The 23,387-nt window shown below is 46.2% G+C and carries 18 protein-coding genes; 7 read left to right on the top strand and 11 right to left on the bottom strand.

What is annotated here, in order from left to right; all coding sequences use genetic code 11:
* Window positions 1–189: 189 nt before the first annotated feature.
* From ACLIIY_RS17290 to pilM, 5 genes are read right to left on the bottom strand one after another with little or no spacing between them, the layout of a single operon-like run.
* Entirely contained in the window at window positions 190–1,938 is a 1,749-nt protein-coding gene (locus ACLIIY_RS17290; RefSeq protein WP_199435956.1) for a type IV pilus secretin PilQ, read from the bottom strand.
* A 34-nt stretch (window positions 1,939–1,972) separates the two neighbouring features.
* On the bottom strand, window positions 1,973–2,488 hold the full coding sequence (locus tag ACLIIY_RS17285; protein WP_132700024.1) for a pilus assembly protein PilP: 516 nt from the start codon (window positions 2,486–2,488) through the stop codon (window positions 1,973–1,975).
* The gene (locus ACLIIY_RS17280) at window positions 2,478–3,071 is read right to left on the bottom strand and encodes a type 4a pilus biogenesis protein PilO (protein WP_009705519.1); all 594 of its coding nucleotides are present in this window, start codon (window positions 3,069–3,071) and stop codon (window positions 2,478–2,480) included. Before ACLIIY_RS17280 ends, ACLIIY_RS17285 begins: the two co-directional genes overlap by 11 nt.
* Window positions 3,064–3,642 (bottom strand): PilN domain-containing protein, encoded by a 579-nt coding sequence (locus ACLIIY_RS17275; protein WP_054824716.1) that lies wholly within the window; start codon window positions 3,640–3,642, stop codon window positions 3,064–3,066. The genes ACLIIY_RS17280 and ACLIIY_RS17275 overlap by 8 nt, the downstream gene beginning before the upstream one ends.
* A complete protein-coding gene (pilM, locus tag ACLIIY_RS17270) occupies window positions 3,626–4,642 on the bottom strand; it encodes a type IV pilus assembly protein PilM (protein WP_434527949.1) in 1,017 nt (338 codons plus the stop codon). The genes ACLIIY_RS17275 and pilM overlap by 17 nt, the downstream gene beginning before the upstream one ends.
* A gap of 178 nt (window positions 4,643–4,820) precedes the next feature.
* Here pilM and ACLIIY_RS17265 point away from each other — a divergent pair, with 178 nt between their 5' ends.
* Window positions 4,821–7,391 carry a penicillin-binding protein 1A gene (locus ACLIIY_RS17265; RefSeq protein ID WP_199483047.1) on the top strand — a complete coding sequence of 857 codons (2,571 nt, stop codon included), beginning with the start codon at window positions 4,821–4,823 and terminating at the stop codon, window positions 7,389–7,391.
* A gap of 66 nt (window positions 7,392–7,457) precedes the next feature.
* On the opposite strand, the gene oxyR is transcribed toward ACLIIY_RS17265, so the two are convergent.
* Window positions 7,458–8,366, bottom strand: coding sequence for a DNA-binding transcriptional regulator OxyR (gene oxyR, locus ACLIIY_RS17260; RefSeq protein ID WP_033005806.1), 909 nt, complete (start codon window positions 8,364–8,366; stop codon window positions 7,458–7,460).
* Between the two features lie 175 nt (window positions 8,367–8,541).
* Here oxyR and ACLIIY_RS17255 point away from each other — a divergent pair, with 175 nt between their 5' ends.
* The 3 genes from ACLIIY_RS17255 to ACLIIY_RS17245 all read left to right on the top strand — a co-directional run bounded on the left by ACLIIY_RS17255 (window position 8,542) and on the right by ACLIIY_RS17245 (window position 11,638).
* The gene (locus ACLIIY_RS17255) at window positions 8,542–9,270 is read left to right on the top strand and encodes a redoxin family protein (RefSeq protein WP_005438421.1); all 729 of its coding nucleotides are present in this window, start codon (window positions 8,542–8,544) and stop codon (window positions 9,268–9,270) included.
* 227 nt (window positions 9,271–9,497) lie between these two features.
* Entirely contained in the window at window positions 9,498–10,970 is a 1,473-nt protein-coding gene (locus ACLIIY_RS17250; protein WP_434527948.1) for a dihydrolipoyl dehydrogenase, read from the top strand.
* Between the two features lie 386 nt (window positions 10,971–11,356).
* A complete protein-coding gene (locus tag ACLIIY_RS17245; RefSeq protein WP_027726698.1) occupies window positions 11,357–11,638 on the top strand; it encodes a DUF3624 domain-containing protein in 282 nt (93 codons plus the stop codon).
* 154 nt (window positions 11,639–11,792) lie between these two features.
* On the opposite strand, the gene argH is transcribed toward ACLIIY_RS17245, so the two are convergent.
* The 4 genes from argH to argC all read right to left on the bottom strand — a co-directional run bounded on the left by argH (window position 11,793) and on the right by argC (window position 17,040).
* Window positions 11,793–13,667 carry an argininosuccinate lyase gene (gene argH, locus ACLIIY_RS17240; protein WP_005438408.1) on the bottom strand — a complete coding sequence of 625 codons (1,875 nt, stop codon included), beginning with the start codon at window positions 13,665–13,667 and terminating at the stop codon, window positions 11,793–11,795.
* Window positions 13,668–13,917: 250 nt separating this feature from the next.
* Window positions 13,918–15,132 carry an argininosuccinate synthase gene (locus ACLIIY_RS17235; protein ID WP_009705512.1) on the bottom strand — a complete coding sequence of 405 codons (1,215 nt, stop codon included), beginning with the start codon at window positions 15,130–15,132 and terminating at the stop codon, window positions 13,918–13,920.
* Between the two features lie 90 nt (window positions 15,133–15,222).
* Window positions 15,223–16,014, bottom strand: coding sequence for an acetylglutamate kinase (argB, locus tag ACLIIY_RS17230; protein ID WP_334423379.1), 792 nt, complete (start codon window positions 16,012–16,014; stop codon window positions 15,223–15,225).
* 21 nt (window positions 16,015–16,035) lie between these two features.
* Complete coding sequence (gene argC / locus ACLIIY_RS17225; protein ID WP_434527947.1) at window positions 16,036–17,040, bottom strand: N-acetyl-gamma-glutamyl-phosphate reductase; 1,005 nt, start codon at window positions 17,038–17,040, stop codon at window positions 16,036–16,038.
* A gap of 144 nt (window positions 17,041–17,184) precedes the next feature.
* Here argC and argE point away from each other — a divergent pair, with 144 nt between their 5' ends.
* The 3 genes from argE (at window position 17,185) to ACLIIY_RS17210 (ending at window position 22,213) form a co-directional block, all read left to right on the top strand.
* The gene (gene argE / locus ACLIIY_RS17220; RefSeq protein ID WP_039842516.1) at window positions 17,185–18,321 is read left to right on the top strand and encodes an acetylornithine deacetylase; all 1,137 of its coding nucleotides are present in this window, start codon (window positions 17,185–17,187) and stop codon (window positions 18,319–18,321) included.
* A gap of 279 nt (window positions 18,322–18,600) precedes the next feature.
* Window positions 18,601–21,234, top strand: coding sequence for a phosphoenolpyruvate carboxylase (gene ppc / locus ACLIIY_RS17215; RefSeq protein WP_434527946.1), 2,634 nt, complete (start codon window positions 18,601–18,603; stop codon window positions 21,232–21,234).
* 439 nt (window positions 21,235–21,673) lie between these two features.
* Complete coding sequence (locus ACLIIY_RS17210) at window positions 21,674–22,213, top strand: PadR family transcriptional regulator (RefSeq protein WP_009705507.1); 540 nt, start codon at window positions 21,674–21,676, stop codon at window positions 22,211–22,213.
* Between the two features lie 70 nt (window positions 22,214–22,283).
* Here the strand turns inward: ACLIIY_RS17210 and metF are convergent, their stop codons facing one another.
* Window positions 22,284–23,186, bottom strand: coding sequence for a methylenetetrahydrofolate reductase (metF, locus tag ACLIIY_RS17205; protein WP_005438398.1), 903 nt, complete (start codon window positions 23,184–23,186; stop codon window positions 22,284–22,286).
* Between the last annotated feature and the right edge of the window lie 201 nt (window positions 23,187–23,387).

The raw sequence follows: 23,387 nt of genomic DNA, 5'->3' as shown, positions 1-23,387 counted from the left end.
ATTTAGCGGTAATTTACAACGTTAATTCAATAAGATCGCCACAAGAAAACACAGCCAAACTGCTGTTTCACAAGGCTTGTGGCACCAATTCCTCACAGATAATTCGTGATAAGACCCGAAATTATCCAAGCATGGTGCCACTAATGCAACTTTATTTTTGATCTAATCGATTTTTTACTCACTGAGCGCCTACTGAATCACAACTTTAGGCGTGACAAAAATCAACAGTTCACTTTTGCCGACATTTTCATAACTTCGACGAAAAAGTGCCCCTAACAGCGGTAAATCACCTAATAAAGGTACCTTATCGACGGAGTTTGTGATGCTATGTTGAAAAATACCACCCAACACAACCGTTTCACCGTTATTGACTAAAACTTGTGTTCCAATGCGTTGAGTATCGATCGCGACTGCTTCACCTGTGCCTGTTTTTACAACTTGGCCCGGTCTGTCTTGCGTAACGCTCAAATCCAACACTAAACGATTGTCAGGGGTAATTTGTGGGGTCACTTTTAAGCTCAATACGGCTTTTTTGAACGTGACAGACGTTGCGCCACTAGAAGAAGACTCAAGGTATGGGATTTCGGTACCTTGCTCGATATAAGCAGGCTTCTTGTTAGTGGTAATCAATCGCGGGCTCGAAATGATCTCTGCTTTGGACTCTTGTTGCAGCGCAGAAAGCTCTAAATCAAGCAGTGTGTCTGAGCCTAACTTCGCAACTTGGAAAGCAAGACTGGTCGCATTCGGGCTGGTTGCAGCCAAGTTCACGTTTAGGAAGTCATCAATACCAACACTGCTGCCACCATCATCACCTTCGCCATCACCGCCGCCATCGTACAGGCCGATTGTCGCAAGGTTATTCTCAATCGAACCACCGACAGTGTGGCTGCCGTTAATAGAGGTGAAGCCCCAGCGCACACCAAGTTCGTCCATATTACCTTCATTGATGGTGACGATTCGCGCTTCAATCTGAACTTGTTTGACCGGAATATCCAAAGACTCAATGATCTCTCGGATAACCTCAATGTTCTCTGGTAGCTCTCTAATTAAGAGTGAGTTTGTCCGCTCATCAATGGTCATGCTGCCACGTTCCGAGAGCATACTGATATTACCCTCGCCATTAATCATCTCGGCAATGTCCGACGCTTTAGCGAAATTAACTTTGATGATCTCAGAAGAAAGCTCACCCATCTCCTGCTCAAGTTTCTGTTTTTCTAATTGTTGCTTTTCACGCAGATCCAGTTCGTCTTTCGGCGCCACCAAAATCACGTTGCCATCAACACGCTTATCCAAGCCTTTTACTTGAAGAATGATATCGAGCACTTGCTGCCAAGGCACACCATCAAGACGCAAAGTTAAGTTGCCTTCAACGGAGTCGGATACCACTAAGTTAAATTGGTTGTAGTCGGCGATGAGTTGCAATACGTTTCGCACTGGGATGTCTTGGAAGTTAATTGAAATCAGCTTCCCTTCTTTTTCTAGAATGCTCTTATCCGGTGCTTTTTCGTTGGCTTTTATCTTACCGACTTTGATCTCTAGGTAACGCCCTGTCAGGCGGTAATCGTGAGTGTATTCCTCATCAATATACGCAACTAAACGTGTGGTTGAGGTATCTCGGAATATTTCAATACTCTCGACGACCGTAGAAAAGTCTTTTACATCCAGAAGGTAAAGCTGGTCGTCTTTTACAGATGTGTTGAGTAAGTCGATACTCAACCCTTCCTGTACGCGCTTGATATCAACGATTGCTGCAGGAGAAGCAAGTTCTACAACTATCACTGCATCTTTGTCTTTGTTTGTGCGAAAGTCGATGGTCTTTAGCGAGTTAGACTTTACTTCCTGTGCTGCTACAAAAGGGGCTAAAAGTAAAAAGAACCACAAAGAGAAGATCCCTGCTAGCTTCCTTGGTGTCAGTGTTAATCCTTGTCTCATTTTCATCATTACTCAATATCAAAAATAAATGCTGCTATGCCTATCTCAAAGCCAACTTAACTTTGCGCTTTTGCCAACACCCTAAACCGTCGGGTAAGGTTTCATTAATTAACAGATAGTTGTGGGATACGTGGGTCACCTTGCCATTGTTACGACCAAGGTACTGACCCGGCTTCACCTTATAAACGGTGCCATTTGGCGCTTGGACCAAACCAGAAACATTGCTCCCCATCCCCATGACACCTTTTAAGCGCAGTTTATTGAGAGGAAAGCGTTCTAACTTACCTACCCGCTTTCTTGATGGCGGTTGCCAACAATCTTGTCTGGCTAAAGGTTGAGTGGCGATGGTGGCTTCTTTAGGGAGCTCAAAAGGCGCACGTAGAATCTCTGGCTCATAACCGATGACAACATAGTCTTCAACGGGCTGTAATTTAGCGACGTCACGCCGCGCTTGGTTTTCTACACCACGAATAAAGTCTGTCAGTGATTCATCATTGGCTTGGCAACCCGCTAGCGTCGCTGCAATACAAACCATCAGCAAAGATTTATTTCGCATCTTTCTTTTCCTCTGGTTTGAACTGGTAGGTATTCGCTTTTACACGGAAGTGCAAAGTTTCACTTTCTTGACTCACTCGTTGCCAAGTCACGTCTTTAAACGTGATGATGCGCGGCAATGTGGCGATGGCTTGAGAGAAACGGCCGATATCATGAAAGTCTCCAGTGAGCTCAATATTCAGCGGCAGACGATAGAGAAAATGCTCTGACTGTTTCTCCCCCCAATCAATGCGGGTAAATGTCAGTTTGTTATCGATGCCCAGTTCATTCACCGAAGCCAGCATGGTGGCCAACTCTTTTTGCGCAGGTAGCTGTTGCAGTAGCAGTTCGTAGCGTGTGGTGAGCTCATCGAGTTGTGATTGCAATTGAGGCAAAGCCGCCACTTTATTGGCCTTGATTCTCAGCGCAACTTTTAAGGTTTGCTCTTCTTGAATCAAATTGTCCAAACGCGCTTGCTCTGGCTTTAAATAGAACCAGTAACCGAAACCTTGAATCAACAACACGAGCATTAAGAGAACCACTAACTGCGGCACCAGCGGCCATTCAGCGATTTCATCCATTTCAAGGTCTTGCCAATTAACCATGCTGTTTACCTCCTTCTTTTATAGAGGCACCTTTAAACATGAAGGAGACTTTGAAAGTCTGGAACTCTTTACCGAAACGGGCTTTACCATGGACAATGGAGTGCATCTCGACGTCTAACAATTTTGCTGAACGCTCCATGTTATCGAGCATCGTCGCGAGACGCGGCGTACTGTCTGAAATTCCTGAGATCTCGATTTCGTAGTCATTCATCTTAATCTTGTCGACATACACGCCTTCAGGAATCACTGATGGCATCAAGTTCATGAACTCTGTAGTTTTATTGCGCCCGTTTTGTAACCCTTCGACGATCTTTAAACGCTCTAAGATCTTGCCGTGCTCTTGCTCAGCAATCTTCATTGCTTCAATTCGCTTATCAAGCTGAGATATGTAGTGAGCTAAATAGTCTAGGCGCTGTTGCTGCTGGTCTTGTTGGTATTGGTAGTACTTACCGATACCCCACTGCACGCCAAGCGCAGCAATCACACCAAGAACAATCAAACCAATAAAACGTCGACGATGTTCTTCACGTTGATTTTCACGCCAAGCGAGGAGGTTAATGTGATGCAACATCGTCACCTCCCAACCACTGAATACCGCGTACCGCCAAACCTGCAGCTGCCGTGAAATGCTGCCAATCTGCAGCTCGGCGTTTACGTTTAGAGACTTTCATTTCAAACAAACTAAGAGGATTGAGAAGTTCACACTCTAGTGCCAATTGACTTGATAGTTCCTCAGCTAACATTGGCGTAGCCGCCCCCTCTCCGGAAAGCCAAATGCCTTTGATATCTTGGCTACCATTGAACGAGGTATAGAGCTGCATCTGACGCTTAACTCGTTCAACCATTTGTCGATTGAACTCTTCAGTTGCGGTTTGAATATCGTCACTGAGTGGATCGTGTTGAGACAAGTCGTTTGTTGTGCGAGTACCGCAAGGAAACTCTTTATGGAATAGCTCACCTTGCTCGGTAAACATAGTGAAAGAGCTGCTCATCGCACCAATATCCAACAAGCAATGCTTATTCTTTTCTGGAAAACGTTCTGCGGTTAGCTTCCATATATGACCAAGACTTTGTGAGTGCACATCCACCAGCACGGTTTTTAGGCCAGACTTTGTTAATGTATCGACTCGGCTTTCCACCACTTCTCTGCGTGTTGCAAACACTTGGTAGCTGTCTGTACCGCCCATCTGCTCATCCGTATCAACCTTTACAAAATCGAGGCTGAGCTCTTCAACCGGAAAGGGAGACTGATGCGCAAAGGCTTGCATCACCGCAAATTCCTTTTCGCTTTCTTCTAGGTTCTGCTCTATTTGTAGCTTTTTGCTGATCACGGCATTGTCTGGAACCGAAATTGCGACCTTTCTAGCTCGAATTGGGAGCTCTTTTCTCATCTCTTTAAGGGTCTTTACAATTTCTTGATGATTTATGGTGTTATTTTCAGCGACAATACGTTCCTTAAGTATTATTTCTTTGTAACCCAATAAAGCGTAACTGTTGCCATTGGGTTTAAGTACCACGGCTTTGAGGCTGTTATGGCCAATATCTATGCCCGTAACTAATAGCTTATCCATCTCTACTCTCGCTCCGAAATTCCTGCGTGTGGTTGTAAATAGCACCCAGAGAATTTTCTTCGTGCAAAGGTTGTTATTAGCATCCAAATAAGAGTTAATATCTCTTATGTGCTAAATTTTTGACCTAAGAGTACAAGGGTTTGCCGTTACACAGCCTCAACCAATCAGGGATTCTCCGGTGAAGTTCATAAAGCGTTTATTATTTTTAACATTGATTTGCATAATTCTTGGAGTCACCACAATTTTTGGCTTCTATCAATACGTGAAGCCTGAATTGCCAGATGTTGCAACTCTAAAAGATGTTGAATTACAAACACCTATGCAGGTATTTAGTCAAGACGGGAAACTGATCGCACAGTTTGGTGAGAAACGCCGAATTCCTGTTACCTACGACGAAATTCCACAAGATTTGATTCACGCGCTGATTGCGACCGAAGATAGCCGCTTTTACGAGCACCCTGGTATCGACCCGATCGGTATTACTCGTGCCGCTGTCGTCGTGGCTCTATCCGGTTCTGCTAAGCAAGGTGCGAGTACCATCACTCAGCAGCTAGCACGTAACTTCTTCCTCTCCAATGAGAAGAAGATCATGCGTAAAATCAAAGAGATCTTTATTGCGATCCACATTGAACAGCTTTTGACTAAGCAAGAGATCATGGAGCTTTACGTTAACAAGATCTTCCTTGGTTACCGCTCATATGGTTTCGGTGCAGCCGCTCAGGTTTACTTTGGTAAGAGCCTGAACGAACTGACGCTAAGTGAAATCGCAACGCTTGCTGGTATGCCAAAAGCACCATCAACCATGAACCCACTCTATTCACTAGAGCGTGCGACAAACCGTCGTAATGTCGTTCTGATGCGTATGCTCGATGAGAAATACATCACTCAAGAGCAATATGACGAAGCGCGTGCTGAACCTATTGTTGCTCGTTACCACAGTGCTGAAATCGAGCTTTCTGCACCATACGTGGCTGAGCTAGCACGTTCATGGGCAGTGAAAGAGTACGGCACAGAAAAAGCATACACCTCTGGCTTGAACATCTACATGACGGTAGATTCAAAGCTGCAAGACGCAGCAAACAAAGCAGCGATCAATAACATCCTTGCTTACGATGAACGTCACGGTTACCGAGGTGCAGAAAAAGTACTTTGGAAAGAAGGTGAAAACGCTTGGGATACCGAGCAAATTGAAAAACACCTTAAGAAGCAGCCAACTTACGGCCAACTTTACCCAGCAGTCGTGACTAAAGTTGACGACAAAACTGCGCAAGTTTGGGTGAAGAACAACGATGAGCAAACCATCGCTTGGACTGGCATGAACTGGGCTCGCAAATACCTAACGGATGAACGTCAAGGTGCGGTGCCTAAATCAGCAAAACAGATTTTAGAATCAGGTCAACAAGTATGGGTTCGTGAAATCAGCACAACCGATAAAGAAGGCAACACCGTTAACAGCTGGAAGCTAAGCCAAGTACCAAGTGCCAACACTGCATTTGTGGCAATGAACCCAGAAAACGGTGCAGTACTTTCTCTGGTTGGTGGTTTCAACTTCGTTCACAGCAAGTTTAACCGTGCGACCATGTCTGTGCGTCAGGTAGGTTCAAGTATCAAACCTTTCATCTACTCTGCAGCACTAAACAAAGGTTTAACGCTCGCTTCACTTGTTAACGATGCGCCAATCAACAAGTGGGATGCTGGTTCTGGTTCAGCATGGCGTCCGAAGAACTCGCCACCGACTTACATCGGCCCTACCCGCCTACGTATCGGTCTTGCACAATCTAAGAACGTTATGGCGGTTCGTACGCTACGTGAAGTTGGCTTAGACGAAACCCGCGAATACCTAACTCGCTTTGGCTTTGATATTGACCAAGTGCCACGCTCAGAAACTATCGCGCTTGGTGCTGGTAGCTTAACGCCAATGAAAGTGGCGCAAGGCTACTCGGTGTTTGCGAATGGCGGTTACTATGTAGAACCGTTCTACATTGACCATGTTGAAGACTCGTTTGGTGAAGTGTTGTTTAAGGCAAACCCGAAAGTCATCTGCCAACAAGATTGTCCTCAAATGGAACAACATGTTCCTGCAGAAGATAAGTTTGCCGCTGAATTTGGCGAGCAAGACGTCGCGACAGAGAACATCGCTCCAGACAACGCACTTGAAAACGACACACCGCAATACGCGAAGCAAGTTATCTCAGCGCAAAACGCATTCCTGATGCGTGAAATGATGTACAGCAACATCTGGGGTGGCGGTAGCTGGCGTGATGGTACAGGCTGGAATGGTACTGGCTGGCGTGCACAAAAGCTTGAGCGTCGTGACATTGGTGGCAAAACCGGTACAACCAACGATTCGAAAGACACTTGGTACAACGGTTACGGCCCTGGCATCGTTGCGATTGCATGGGTTGGCTTCGATGATCACTCTCGTACACTAGGCCGCACAACAGTAAATAGCAACCTAGGTAAAGGCCAGATCTCTGGCGCTGAATCTGGTGCTAAAACGGCTGAGCCTGCGTGGATTGACTTCATGCGCGTTGCTCTTGAAGGTACTCCACAACAAGGTAAGAACATCCCTGGTGACATCGTACGTGTTCGTATCGACCGTGATAGCGGCCTACTGACACACAAAGTCGACGGTTCATCGATGTTTGAGTACTTCGAGAAGGGAACTGAGCCTACGGAGTACGTAGGTAACAGCCTTGAAGATAGCATCTACTCAGGTGGTGGCAGCGGTTCAGAAGAGCTGTTCTAACCTCATCATTGAGAGACTAAAAAGGGAGCCATTGAGCTCCCTTTTGTTTATTTGGCTTTTAGGCTATCAAGCAGCGATAGAGTCTTCTCTAGCCTCAAGTACACCTTTGATCATTGCGGCCAATGTTTCAAAGCGGGTACGTAATGGTGACCCCGGACGATAAACCAGTACGATACTGCGAGAAGGCGTTGGGTTAATTGCAGGAACGTAACACACGCCGTCTTTTTTCTTCTCATGAGGTACGGACAACTGAGGTAACAAAGTAATACCCGCGCCCGCTGCCACCATGTTGCGCAGCGTTTCTAAGCTCGTTGCTTTAAAACGCTCATCATCTTTCGCACCTGCCGCAAAACAGAATCCAAGTGCTTGGTCTCGTAAGCAGTGACCATCACCCAGAGCCAAAACTGTTCGGCCATTAAGATCCAACATATCGATATGATCTAGCCCAGCCCACTCATGGTCGCAAGGAACCGCCACGCTCAATGGTTCGTTGTAGACTTCAATCTCTTTAAATGGAGCCGTCTCATCCACTGAAGCTAATACTAGGCAATCCAGTTTGCCCTCTTCTAGCTGACGAACCAACTGATGGGTCTGCGCCTCATGTAAAAACAGTTCCAATTCAGGAAACTCTTCTTTTAGTCGAGGAACGATTTTAGGTAAGAGATAAGGACCAACAGTCGGAATAAAGCCGATGTGCATCGGGCCAGTCATAGCACCACTTTGACCACTCGCCATATCTTTAAAGGTTTTCACTTCACTTAAGATACGTTTTGCTTGCTCCACCAATTGCAAACCTGAATCGGTAAACAAAACACGACGACTGCTGCGCTCCAGCAATGCCGTACCTAATTCGTCTTCTAGTTTACGAATTTGGCCACTTAAAGTCGGTTGGCTGACAAAACAGGCTTCCGCTGCTTTTCGAAAATGCTTGTGCTCCGCAAGCGCCACCAAGTACTCAAAATCTCGGATATTCATAACGTACGATTCGCTTCTTGTTTGGCGATAGAAATAATCTATCAAAACCATAGCATTAAACGATTAGAGCTATCAAAGTTTTTTTTCAATAATGAGCTCAACAAAACGAAACTGAGCGCCAAATAACGCTAAGCTCGAAAACGAATTATTTCATAAATTTAAAAAGGAAATCATCATGTTTGCATCAAAAGAAGGTCAAGCTGTACCACAAGTTACTTTTCCGACTCGTAAAGGTGACGCATGGGTGAACGTAACCACGGAAGAACTGTTTAAAGACAGAACGGTTATCGTATTCAGCTTGCCAGGTGCGTTTACTCCGACGTGTTCATCAAGCCACCTACCTCGTTACAACGAATTGTTCTCAGTATTTAAAGAACACGGTGTGGATGAAATTCTATGTGTATCAGTTAACGATACGTTTGTAATGAACGCATGGAAAGCTGACCAAGAAGCAGAAAACATTACCTTCATCCCAGATGGTAACGGTGAGTTCACAGACGGTATGGGCATGCTAGTGGACAAAAACGACATCGGTTTTGGCAAGCGTTCATGGCGTTACAGCATGCTAGTTAAAAACGGCGTGGTTGAGAAAATGTTCATCGAACCAAACGAGCCAGGCGACCCGTTCAAAGTTTCAGATGCAGACACAATGATGAACTACGTAGCACCTGAGTACAAAACTCAAGAATCTATCACTGTGTTCACCAAACCAGGTTGTCCTTTCTGCATGAAGGCGAAACAAAATCTGATTGACCACGGTCTTCAATATGAAGAAGTGATTCTGGGTAAAGACGCAACAACAGTAAGTCTACGTGCAATCTCTGGTCGCACAACGGTACCTCAAGTATTTATCGGTGGTAAACACATCGGTGGTAGCGAAGAGCTAGAAGCGTACCTAGGTTAATAGTTTGCCTAATGGGCTTGGGTTGGCAATCTCGCTGTCCAGAACTCAGCCCTAGGTCTCCCGGAGCATCCCTCGCCCGGGAGACCATCCCTCTCAATCACTTCCTATGCTTAGTCTTGATAACTGGTCGTCTTCACCGTTCGACCAGTTATCAAGATTAATGAACTCAAATTCACTCATCCAGACTTAGTCACTTCAACTAGGTTTGGGAAAAACGAGAATCCATTATGAAACAGTTAAATGTCGACGTAGCAATTATTGGTGGTGGTACTGCAGGTCTTGGCGCATACCGCGCAGCAAAAGCACATACAGACAGTGTTGTGATGATTGAAGGTGGCCCTTACGGCACGACATGTGCTCGTGTCGGATGCATGCCATCGAAGCTATTAATCGCCGCAGCAGAAAGCGTACATCAAATCGAGAAAGCACCGGGCTTTGGTGTACACCCACAAGGCGAGATTTACATTAACGGTCGTGAAGTAATGGATCGAGTAAAGCGTGAACGTGATCGCTTTGTAGGCTTTGTGTTGGAAGGCGTCGATGAGATTCCTGCTGAAGATAAAGTGTCGGGTTACGCTAAGTTTGCCAACGACAACACGTTAATCGTTGATGACCACACTCAAATCACAGCTAAGCGTATTGTGATCGCAACAGGTTCGCGTCCTGCTTACCCTGCGGTATGGAATGAACTCGGCGACCGCTTAGTGATTAACGATGATGTGTTCGATTGGGATGACTTGCCAGAATCCGTTGCCGTATTTGGCCCTGGTGTGATTGGTCTTGAATTGGGTCAAGCGTTGCACCGTTTAGGTGTAAATGTGAAGCTATTTGGTCTTGGTGGTCAAGTAGGGCCATTGACCGATCCTGAAGTGATGGCGTACGCCGATAAAGCCTTCAAAGAAGAGTTTTACCTTGATGCCGATGTAAAAGTCGAAAGCATGAAGCGTATTACTTCGCCAGAAAATGACGGTGAAGATAAAGTCGAAATCCAATTCATCAACCACGATGGTGAACTAGAAACCTTTATTGTCGATTACGTATTGGCAGCAACCGGTCGTCGCCCGAATGTGGATAAACTCGCGATTGAAAACACCAATGTGGCACTAGATGAGCGCGGCGTACCAACGGCGGATCACTATACATTGCAAACTTCGGTAGAGAGCATCTTCATCGCAGGTGATGCAAGTAACCAAATTCCATTGCTGCACGAAGCGGCAGACCAAGGTCGTATTGCTGGTGACAACGCAGGCCGTTTCCCAGATATTCGTGCGGGTCTACGTCGCTCACCAATCTCTGCTGTGTTCTCAGACCCGCAGATTGCAATGGTAGGCGAAACCTTTAAGCAGTTGGAAGCTCGTCTAGGTAGCTGCGGCTGCTTTGCAACCGGTCAAGTATCGTTTGAAAATCAAGGACGTTCACGCGTGATGCTCCGAAACAAAGGCATTCTGCACGTCTACGGTGAACAAGGTACAGGTCGCTTCTTGGGTGCAGAAATGATGGGGCCAAACGCCGAGCACTTAGCCCACCTACTTGCTTGGGCACATCAGAATAAAATGACGGTTTCTGAAATGTTGGATATGCCGTTTTACCACCCTGTTATTGAAGAAGGCGTTCGTACTGCGCTACGTGACCTGAATGCGAAACTTCACTTAGGTCCAGAGACAATTAAGCACTGCCTAGATTGCGGACCTGGCTGCTAATACTCACTCTCTTTAGCTTCTCACAAAAAACAAAAGCCTCGTCTATGACGAGGCTTTCTCATTCCAACTCTATCAGTTCAAAACTGAGCAAAGTGGTTGTTTAAGCAGTCATCATTGCATAACGGCTTACAAGCACAATGGCAGTAAAACCAATTGTGAAGAAACCACCAGCAAGGCCTAGTGCTACTTTAAGTTCTGTCGACATTATAATTTTTCCTATTGTCAGGCTGACAGCGCACCATACACCAATTACGTGCTACACATTTTTAACCAAGTTAATTTTCCATTTTTGGTTCGATAGACACGACATAGAATCCTGACAAAGAGAAACTCAAACATGAGTTAGCCGTTATAATCAGGGACAAATAGATAGTGTGGATAGAACAATGGCTTGTCGAAGTTGCCAAGAGCACTGGTTTTGGAAAAAGATCGGACGTTGCCAACGATGCATGGATCAACTGACGGTACTTTCTGTTTTGTGTTGGATCGTGTGGTGGTTTGCGTTTAAAGATGATCCGCAAAGTATTGAATCGATCGCACTGATCTTTGCCGGATTTGCATTTAACGGCTTACTGTTTTTGCACCTATGGATGCGCTTTGTGGTTTTGCCGTGGCAACGCCGTCGTGGAAAAGAAAGTAAGGATGATCATCACTCAGATGATAGATAGAAAAAAGCCCCAAAACCAATACCGGTCTTGGGGCTCTCTTAGATTCTTCTAAGAAAAAGCAGTGGTACTTTAATAGACTGGGCTTCCTCTCAAAGGTTCCAAGTTTTTTTCCAATTTTTTTAGTATTTTCTTAAATACTAATAGAATCATCAACCTAGGCTACGTTACTTTTCTGGATCAATTGTTCGAACAAGTTGATCTCTAGTGCAACTTCATCACACGCATGCTGACGCGGACACTGATCGCAATCTTTCAGGACTTTCTCAGGCAACAATGACTTCGACGTTGGCAAGAAGCTCTGCTTCATAAAGAACTCTGGCGTACGTGTCAGCACAAAGACTTTCTTGATGGCCATTTGGCGCGCTTTCTCAACCAGATAGTTCACAATCGCACTGCCCTGCCCTTGGCCTTGCCAACCAGCTTCAATACCTAGAGAGCGAATCTCTGCCAACCCTGAGTCATAGACATACAAAGATGCACATCCGGTTACTTCTCCGTGGTGCTCGGCAACCGCGAAGGAGCCAATATCACGTACCAACTCATTGCGTGAGCGTGGTAAGTTTTCACCCATGTTTGCCCAGTATGCCACCATGCCTTCTAACGTTTCGATGTCCGTTAAGCGAGCAGGGCGAACGTTGACTGCTGATGTATCGCGTTGAGACAGACGCTTGTCTGCTTGGTCAACAGCGTAAGCCACTTGTTGAGGAGACACACCACCTAGTGCACAACGTTTCTCAAGACACGAGTCGATGGTTAAGATGTCATACACATCCGCTTCAATCACTTCAGAGAAAGCTTTCAGCTCATCAATCGACAGCTCTTCTAGTGCACATCCTTTGGCAATCGCACCAACGACGGCAACGCCAACGATATGGTGCGCTTCACGGAATGGGATACCTTTCGCTACTAGGTAATCAGCAAGCTCAGTCGAGTTTGCGTAACCTTGCTTCGCGGCTTCTAACGTACGCTCACCATTGACCTTGATGCCATCAAAACACAGTGCTGCCATTTCCATGCAGTCGTTCCATGTATCAAGTGCATCGAACAGGCCTTCTTTGTCTTCCTGCATGTCTTTGTTGTAAGCCAGTGGCAGCGCTTTCACTGTCATCATCATGCCAGCAAGTGCACCATATACACGGCCAGTCTTACCACGAATAAGCTCTAGGGCATCTGGGTTTTTCTTCTGTGGCATCAGAGAAGAACCTGACGTCACGGTATCGGCTAGTTCAATAAAGTTAGACTCACCCGAGTTGTAGAAGATCATGTCTTCTGCCAAACGAGACAGGTGCAGCATCGAGATAGATGCCACAGACATCAACTCCATCACATGGTCACGGTCAGAAACCGAGTCCAACGAGTTACGTGTTGCACGGTGGAAACCAAGGTTATGAGCCAACTCTTCACGATCGATTGGATAAGCGGTACCAGCAAGCGCACCCGATCCAAGCGGACAAGTATCCAAACGCTTAAGGGCATCACTCAAACGTGAGTAATCACGCTCAAACATTTCCACGTAAGCCAAACACCAGTGCGCAAACGTCACAGGTTGAGCACGTTGCAAGTGAGTGTACCCAGGAAGCACGGTACCTTGATGTTGCTTGGCAACGCCAACCATCTGAGTTTGCAGGCGATCAAGCGCAATTAACAATTGCTGACCTTGTTGACGACACCAAAGTTTAAGGTCGGTTGCCACTTGGTCGTTACGAGAACGGCCCGTGTGTAGCTTTTTACCTAGGTCACCGACCTTGTTGATCAGTTGCTGCTCTACCCAAGAGTGGATATCTTCCGCATCTGAGCGCAAGATTTGATGTGGGTCTTCCATCACTTCCAGCTTGAGCTCATTCAGTGCCAGCTCAAGCTTTTGTTGTTCTTCTGCAGATAACACGTCAACAGAAAGCAATGCTTTAGACCACGCAATTGAGCCTACGATGTCTTGCTCAGCCAATCGGTAATCGAAACGCAATGAATCGTTGAAGTCTTTAAATCTGGTGTCTGCCGCTTGGGTAAATCTTCCGCCCCATAATGCCATTGCGTCTCTCCTGATGACTATTGCTTACGCTAACGTGTTCTTCATTAAGTGTTGACCAAATCGGTGGTCATTTGCTCACTTTTTCTTATGTCTCAACGTTACGATAATCACGGATAAAAATAAAGTAGAAATTCAATATTTTTACATATTTATTCATGATTATTTTGTCTTTATGCCAATGAGGTCAGCAAAAACGAAAAAGACCTGCCAATAGTGGCAGGTCTCTTATCTTATAAGGCGTTAAATTGGCTTATTTTTTCTGGCTGTTCAACGCACGAATACGGCTTGATAGCGAGTAAAGGCGGATAAAGCCTTCAGCATGGCTTTGGTCATAAACTTCATCTTCACCAAAAGTAGCAAACTCTTCAGAGTACAAACTGTTATCCGAACGTTTTTGCGTGACCGTTGCGTGGCCTTTGTAAAGCTTCACAACCACTTCGCCATTCACGTCTTGCGCGAGCTCTTCAGAAGCCGCAAGGATAGACTTACATAGCGGCGTGAACCAACGACCATCATAAACAAGGTGTGATGCTTTCAGACCAAGCTCCTCGCGGAATTCAAATGACGCTTTGTCTAGCACCAGTTGCTCTACCGCACGCAGCGCTTCCATCATGATGGTGCCACCCGGAGTTTCGTAGCAACCACGAGACTTCATACCCACTAGACGGTTTTCGACAATATCAATACGACCAACACCGTGCTTCGCACCTTTTTCGTTTAGGTAAACCAACGCGTTGTATGGTGTCATCGCTTCGCCGTCTACCTCAACAACTTCACCTTTCGCAACTTTCAGCGTCACGGTTTCAGCTTCATTCGGTGCTTGCTCTGGATCTACAGTCCAAGCCCAGCAATCTTCATTTGGTGCATTCCATGTATCTTCTAGAACGCCACCTTCAGTAGAAATGTGCCATGCGTTCGCATCACGCGAGTAGATCTTAGTAAGAGAAGCCGTACAAGGGATATTGCGCTCTGCTAGGTAATCCAGACATTCTTCACGGCTCACTAGATCCCACTCACGCCAAGGCGCAATAACATGCAGATCTGGTGCTAGCGCTGCAAATGCACCTTCAAAACGAACTTGGTCGTTACCTTTACCGGTACAGCCATGACACAGAGCGTCTGCGCCAACTTTACGTGCGACTTCAACCTGCGCTTTGGCAATGATTGGACGCGCCATTGACGTACCTAGCAGGTATTTACCTTCGTAGTAAGCACCCGTTTTTAGAGTCGGGTAAATGTAGTCTGCAACCATTTCTTCTTTCAGGTCAGCGATATAGCACTCAGAAGCACCAGAAGCTTTTGCTTTCGCTTCAATACCTTCTAGCTCCTCGGCACCTTGACCAACATCGGCAACGAAAGCCACCACTTCACAGTCGTAGTTCTCTTTTAGCCACGGGATGATTACTGAAGTATCTAGACCGCCTGAGTATGCGACTACCACTTTATTTACGTTCACTTTGCTCATGTTTTTTCTCCAAACTTAACTGGCGCTGCTCTCGGCGGTCAGTGCCAACCACTTCCTAATGTTCAATTCTTTAACTGGTTTGCTTCTGCTCTATTGCGGCAGAAACTGCGTTCCGATACTTTCACCCGCGAATAGCTGGGTCAGTTTCTCTGGGTAACGCCATGTCGCGACTTCAATAGGACGGCCAAGATCATTGGCGGCCTCCAAAGCGGCTTTAACTTTGACGATCATGCCGTCGGTGATCACTTGCCCTTGGATCAACGCATCCGCTTCTTGCTCAGATAGCGTTTTGATCAAATGCCCTTTGCCATCGAGTACACCGCTCACATCAGACAGAAGCACTAACTCCGCATCCAATGCACCGGCCACAGCAACCGCGGCTTGGTCAGCATTCACATTCATCATCTGGCCTTTTTCAGTCAGACCAATTGAACTGATGATCGGCAGTGCACCTGCGTTTAGCACCGCTTGTAAAATGGTTGAATCACCTGGTGATGCTTTGCCTACAGCGCCTAGCTCTGGGTCAAGTTCTTCAACATGACATAACCCACCATCGGCGAGACTAAGACCCACTGCATTCAGACCATCCGCAATCGCTTGACCTTGAAGCAATTTGTTTGCTGTGCCTGCAAGCGCGCCTGCAATCACAGGAATCTGCTCATAAGGCGTCACGCGAAGACCGTTTTTCTTTACGGTTTCAAGCTGAAGCTTTGCCATCAACTCATCAACTAGGTAGCCACCGCCATGAACGATGGCGATTTGTCGCTGTGCCGACTTTTGGTAAGCCGCAATGGCGCCAAACAGTTGGCTTAAGGTTTGAGTGCAAGATAGAGCTGCACCACCGAGCTTAATGACTAAAGGAGCTTGATTGGTTTGCGTCATCGCATTTCCCTCTTTCAACGACTACAGCAACGCTGTCAGTTCTGGGTAACCGTAATGAATATTGAGACATTGCATCGCTTGACTCGATGCACCTTTAAGTAGGTTGTCGATCGCCGAAATCACAATGATGTGTTCGCCTTGTACCTTCCATCCGATATCACAGAAAGGGGTATTTTCGACATCCTGAATACGTGGAATACCATCACCTTTAAGGCGAACCGCTGGCTTGCCTTGGTAAGCTTGTTCAAACGCTTTCGCCACCTGTGCTTCCGTGACGCCTTGCGCCAACTTCATCGTGATAGTGGCAAGAATGCCGCGCTTAAAGTTACCTAGGTGTGGAGTAAAAATCACATCGCAACCCAAATGCTGAGCAATCTCTGGTTGGTGACGATGGTTAAAGACACCGTAAGGTTGCAAGCTCACTTCGCAGAAGCTATTAACCATGGACGCTTTACGCCCTGCACCTGATACACCACTGGTTGCGTTAATCACAGGCCATTGGTTGGTATCCAGTAATGCGTGTTCTAATAAAGGTTTGATTGCAAGCTGTGAAGCGGTCGGGTAGCAACCTGCCACTGCAATCAAAGGAGTGTTTTTTATTGATTCTTGGTTCCACTCTGCTAAGCCGTATGCTGCTTTATCTAGCCAGTTGTTATATTGATGTTCGAAGCCATAAAAGGTGTCGTAGAAGCCTTCGCTTTTCACACGGAATGTACCGGATAAATCGAATACCTGACAGCCCGCCTCTAAGAAAATTGGGGCTAAGTCGTGGCTCACTTCATGTGCTGTAGCCAGAAAGACCACATCTGACGCTTGAGCAACTTGCTCAGGGTCAGTCAGTGGCGAAACTGGCATATCAATCACACCCGCTAACTTGCCGTGCAATTGAGCAATATTCTTTCCTGCATCTACGCTATTGGCGGAAACGTATAAACCTGATAGCTTGAGTTCAGGGTGTTTGTTGACCATTAAAGCCAACTCTGCGCCGGTGTAGCCGCTGGCTCCGATAATCGTGGTTTTTAGCATTACATGACATCCATATACTTAAGGCCCAAAGTGATTATTCATATTTAATTTTTGCTTTATTTTGATTTTTTATTCAATAAATATGATTTAATATGTGTTTTACATTTTTGTGCTCTGTCTGTCAACAGGAGAATTGAAGAATCCATGCAATTACCAAGTTTTCTAGAGGTCTACGAAGGACTGATCAGTACCTCTTCGATAAGCTCAACCGATCCAAGTTGGGATCAAGGCAATGCCAAAGTGATCGAGAAGCTGGCATCTTGGTTTAAAGATCTTGGCTTTAGTGTTGAAGTGATCGAAGTGGAACCAGGCAAACACAATATGATCGCACGTATGGGTGACGGTGAAGGCGGCTTACTTCTCGCAGGCCACAGTGATACCGTGCCATTTGATGAAGGACGCTGGAGTTTTGACCCACATAAGCTGACCGAGAAAGACAACCGCTTTTACGGATTAGGTACGGCGGATATGAAAGGCTTCTTTGCCTTTATTTATGAAGCGGTAAAGAAAGTCGACTGGAGTAAGCAGACCAAGCCGCTTTATGTGTTGGCGACCTGTGATGAAGAAACCACCATGCTGGGTGCGCGTCATTTCACTGAGAACGCGCCGTTTAAACCGGATTACTGCATCATTGGTGAACCTACTAGCCTAGTGCCTATTCGTGGTCACAAAGGACATGTGGCAAATGCTATTCGCGTAACGGGTAAATCTGGTCACTCATCGGATCCAGCACTTGGTGTCAACGCCATTGAAATCATGCATGAGGTCATGTTTGCCATGATGCAACTGCGTGACAAGCTAGTGAAAGAGTACCACCATCCGGGTTTTGCCATTCCGAGCCCTACCCTAAACCTTGGTCATATTCATGGCGGTGACAGTGCAAACCGTATTTGCGGCTGCTGTGAACTGCATTATGACGTGCGTCCTCTTCCTGGTATTAGCCTTGATGGTTTAGAGAACATGCTGCGCGGAGCCTTGAAAGAAGTCGAAGCGAAATGGCCAGGGCGATTAGAAATTATTCCCCTGCACGAGCCAATTCCGGGTTACGAATGTCAACACGATCACCCATTTATTGGTGGTGTTGAAGAGATCTGCCAAACCAGTTCAGAAACCGTTAACTACTGTACTGAAGCACCATTTCTTCAACAGTTGTGCCCAACCTTAGTTCTTGGTCCTGGCTCTATTGACCAAGCCCACCAGCCAGATGAGTTCCTCTCTTTCGACTTTATTGACCCAACTATCGATGTGCTGTCACGTGCGATGGTGAAATATTGTTGTTAGTCGCATTCTGTACTTTCCTGACAATGCAGCTCGATTGGGCTGCATTTTGTTATCTACGCCACTCATCTTCTAGCACGCTATATCCTTCTTATAGTGAGCGATTTTGTAATTAATTTTCACTTCAAGCGGTATAAGCTGACCTAATTTTGCTCTAAATCAGGAGAGCAGTGGAATAATTGCAAACTTACTCTGCTTTATTTGACTAGAACTGGTGGTTTTCGCTAGATTGGAGTCTTAACAAGGACAATGGATGTAGTTTTTTTACGAGGCAGGATGACAATGAACGAGAAATACGCCGCACTCAAAAGTAATGTGCGCATGTTGGGCCACCTTCTGGGTAACACAATTCGTGATGCTCATGGCGAAGAAATCTTCGAGAAAGTGGAAACCATTCGTAAATTATCCAAATCGGCTCAAGCTGGGAATAATGCTGACAGAGACAGCTTAATAGAAGAAATTAAAAACCTACCAGATGAGCAATTGACGCCCGTGACCCGCGCGTTCAACCAATTTCTAAACCTGACCAATATTGCTGAGCAATACCACACCATTTCACGCCATTGTGAAGAGCACATCTGCGAACCTGACGCAATTAACTCGCTGTTCTCAAAGCTAGTGCAAAATGATGTGAGCAAGCTAGACACGGCACAAGCGGTTCGCGACCTGAACATTGAATTGGTTCTAACTGCGCACCCAACCGAAATCACTCGTCGCACCATGATCAACAAACTCGTGAAGATCAACGAGTGCCTATCTAAGCTAGAGCTGAGCGATCTCTCTTTCAAAGAGCGTAAGAAAACTGAACGTCGCCTTGAGCAACTTATCGTTCAAAGCTGGCACTCTGACGTTATCCGTCAGCAGCGTCCAACGCCTCTTGATGAAGCCAAGTGGGGCTTTGCGGTTGTAGAGAACTCACTATGGGAAGCCGTACCTGACTTCCTACGTGAAATGAACGACCGCCTGAAATCTTACCTTGGCGAAGGTCTACCAATTGATGCCCGCCCTGTGCACTTCTCATCTTGGATGGGTGGTGACCGTGACGGTAACCCATTTGTAACCCACAGCGTGACTCGTGAAGTACTGCTTCTGTCTCGCTGGAAAGCGGCAGACCTATACCTCAATGACATCAACGAACTGATCAGCGAACTGTCGATGACAGTGTGCAACGACAAAGTTCGTGAGCTTGCCGGTGATGATCAGCACGAACCATACCGTGCGATCCTAAAACAGCTTCGTTCACTATTGAACGAAACGAAAGACATTCTAGACGCGAAAGTTCATGGCCAGAAACTGGCAGTCAAAGCGCCACTGCAAAAAGTAGAGCAGCTTTGGGAGCCACTCTACGCGTGTTACCAATCACTAAACGAATGTGGCATGGGCGTGATTGCTAACGGCTCACTGCTGGATACGTTACGCCGTGTTAAAGCGTTCGGTATTCACCTAGTTCGTCTCGATATCCGTCAAGAAAGTACTCGTCATGCCGACGTTCTATCTGAACTGACTCGTTACCTAGGTATTGGTGACTACGAGCAGTGGAGCGAGCAAGATAAGGTAGCTTTCCTAACTAACGAACTTGCATCTAAACGCCCTCTTCTACCTCGTGACTGGGAACCATCAGCGCCAGTTAAAGAGGTTTTGGATACCTGTAAGATTGTTGCTGCGCAGCCTCGTGAAGCGTTTGGTGCTTACGTTATCTCAATGGCACGTACCGCTTCTGACGTACTTGCTGTGCACCTACTGCTGCAAGAAGCAGGTTGCCCTTACCGCATGGACGTATGTCCTCTGTTCGAAACGCTAGACGATTTAAACAACGCGGAAGCGGTAATCAAACAGCTGATGGGCATCGACCTATACCGTGGCTTTATCCAAAACCACCAAATGGTGATGATCGGCTACTCTGACTCTGCAAAAGATGCGGGCGTAATGTCAGCAGGCTGGGCGCAATACCACGCGATGGATTCACTGGTAAAAGTTGCAGAAGAAGAAGGCGTAGAACTCACACTGTTCCACGGTCGTGGCGGTACGATTGGTCGTGGTGGTGCGCCTGCTCATGCGGCACTACTGTCTCAACCACCTAAGAGCCTGAAAGGCGGTCTGCGTGTAACAGAGCAAGGTGAGATGATCCGCTTTAAACTGGGTCTACCTGATGTTGCCGTTAACAGTTTCAACCTGTACGCGAGTGCAATCCTTGAAGCTAACCTACTGCCACCACCAGAGCCTAAACAAGAGTGGCGCGACCTAATGGACGTGTTGTCTGAAGTGAGCTGTGAAGCTTACCGTAGCGTCGTTCGTGGTGAACCAGACTTCGTGCCTTACTTCCGCCAAGCAACACCTGAGCTTGAGCTAGGTAAACTGCCTCTAGGCTCTCGCCCTGCAAAACGTAATCCAAACGGTGGCGTAGAAAGCTTACGTGCGATTCCATGGATCTTCTCTTGGAGCCAAAACCGCTTGGTTCTACCTGCATGGCTAGGTGCTGGTGAAGCAATTCAATACTCGGTAGACAAAGGTCATCAGGCGCTACTGGAAGGGATGTGTCGTGAATGGCCATTCTTCTCAACTCGCCTAGGCATGCTTGAGATGGTGTACACCAAGTGCAACATGGAAATCTCTCGTTACTATGATCAACGCCTAGTTGAGACGCCACTTCAGCCATTAGGTGACCGACTACGTGAACAGCTTCAGCGTGATATTAAGTCCGTACTGAACGTAGAGAACAACGAGAACCTGATGCAAAGCGACCCTTGGGGCCAAGAATCAATCCGCCTACGTAACATCTACGTAGAGCCATTGAACATGCTTCAAGCAGAGTTGCTATACCGTACTCGTCAAACAGAAGAAGCTTCTGCAAATCTTGAAGAAGCATTGATGGTGACGATTGCTGGTATTGCCGCAGGTATGCGTAACACAGGTTAACTTAGCTACGCTAAAAGCATTAAAAGGCTGAGCTCTTGCTCAGCCTTTATTACTAATCACCAATCACTTCTACTATTTGAGCAATACGCAACCAGCTCATTAATCCAAAAAGAAAACAAAAAGTCTCTTAAAAACAAAATAAATCACTACACAAAAATACTATTGAGTATTTTATTAGTTTTTTTGGGTAATTTTGTCCTACTATTCCACTTCATGCTTATTATTTATATACTACTTGCCTGCTGGAAGCTCACAAGTCCAATCAAATAAGCTCCAGCTCGATGGAAACACCCATCACTCTAGGTGATAAACGGCTTTAAGGTGACAGGACCAACATTGTTGGTGCTATTTACACATAAAAAACTCAAGCGCCAATAAGAGCGCAACTGAAAGTGTAGATAGCTTGTTTACAAGTTTATTGACCATTTGGATTGAAGACATGTCATTACCACACGTAATTTTAACTGTACTTAGCACTCGCGACGCTACCGGTTACGACATCACTAAAGAATTCTCAGCTAGCATCGGTTACTTCTGGAAAGCAAGCCACCAACAAGTTTATCGTGAACTTAATAAAATGGCTGAGAAAGAACTGGTTACTTGCGTATTAGAACCTCAAGAAGGCAAACCAGACCGTAAGGTATACTCAATCACTGACGCTGGTCGTAGCGCTCTGGGCGAGTGGTTTGATCAACCAACTGCACACCCAACAGTACGTGATGAGTTCTCTGCAAAGCTAATGGCTTGTGCAGTGCAACCAGCGACGCCGTTCCGCGATCAACTTTCTGAGCTTGTAGAAGAGTCTCGCAAACTGGTTTCTCACTACAAAGAGATTGAAGCAGCGTACTACGCAACGCCATCAACACTAGACAAACAAGCGCGTCTTGAGCGTCTAACACTTCGTCGCAACTTAATGCTACGTGAAGCGTGGATTAACTGGGCAGAAGAAGTGCTAACAGAACTTGAAGTGATCGGCTAATTCGTCACTTTAAATGAAACGAAAAAGGCTTGCCGATGGGCAAGCCTTTTGTTTATTTAGGAAAAGCGTATTAAGCGCCTACTGCAACTTGTGGACGAACACCTAGAGTGTGGCAAAGTGCATAAGTCATCTCTGCACGGTTCAATGTGTAGAAGTGAAAATCTTTTACACCTTCACGGCTTAATACACGAACCATATCAATCGCTTGGCTTGCACCAACGAGCTGACGCGTCACTGGGTCATCATCTAGGCCTTCAAACTGCTTACTCATCCAGCCTGGTACTTTCACGTTGTTCTGAGCCGCAAAGCGAGAGGCTTGTTTGAAGTTAGAGACTGGCAAAATACCTGGGACAATTTCAACGTCGATTCCTGCCGCTACACAGCGGTCACGAAAGCGTAGGTAAGACTCCACATCGAAGAAGAATTGGGTAATTGCACGGTTTGCCCCTGCATCTACCTTACGCTTTAGGTTAAGCAGATCTGATTGAGCACTTTTTGCTTCTGGGTGAACTTCTGGGAAAGCGGCTACTGAAATATCGAAATCATGGCGCGCTTTAAGCAACTCTACCAAGTCCGAAGCGTACATATCTGGCGCACCGCCACCTGGTGGAATGTCACCACGTAGGGCAACAATGTTCTTGATACCGTTATTCCAATAGTCATCTGCAATGTTGATGAGTTCATCACGAGATGCATCGATACAAGTTAAGTGAGGCGCAGCAACAAGGCCTGTCGCAGCTTTGATTTCTTTAATGATCGAGTGAGTTCTGTCACGTTCGCCTGAGTTTGCGCCGTACGTAACAGATACAAATTTTGGTTGAAGAGTTTTAAGGCGGTGTACTGAGTTCCACAGTGTTTCTTCCATCTTCTCACTGCTTGGTGGAAAAAACTCAAATGAGACGTTGATATTGTCTGATAGTTCAGCGATATTCTGGTTTAAGGCATCGATGTGCCCTGCATGCGTGTATCCCATCTTACTCTCCCTGTGGCAACTCCACCACGAAATCAAAATTCCTTAAATCGCCGTTTAGACGTCTATATGTCTACAGAATGTATTGAATGTGATTTAATGTCAACCTTGTGATTATGAATTTTTCTCAAGTTCATGATGAGGATAGTTCAAGTTCCTGTATGACTAATCCTTAGCCAAAACTCCCAATCCAGTATGGCATTA

Source organism: Vibrio sp. K4 (genome assembly GCF_051122595.1).
In the GTDB taxonomy this organism is placed as follows: Bacteria; Pseudomonadota; Gammaproteobacteria; order Enterobacterales; family Vibrionaceae; genus Vibrio; species Vibrio owensii.
Note: the sequence above shows the minus strand (reverse complement) of the source record. Positions and strands in the feature narration are given on the sequence as shown.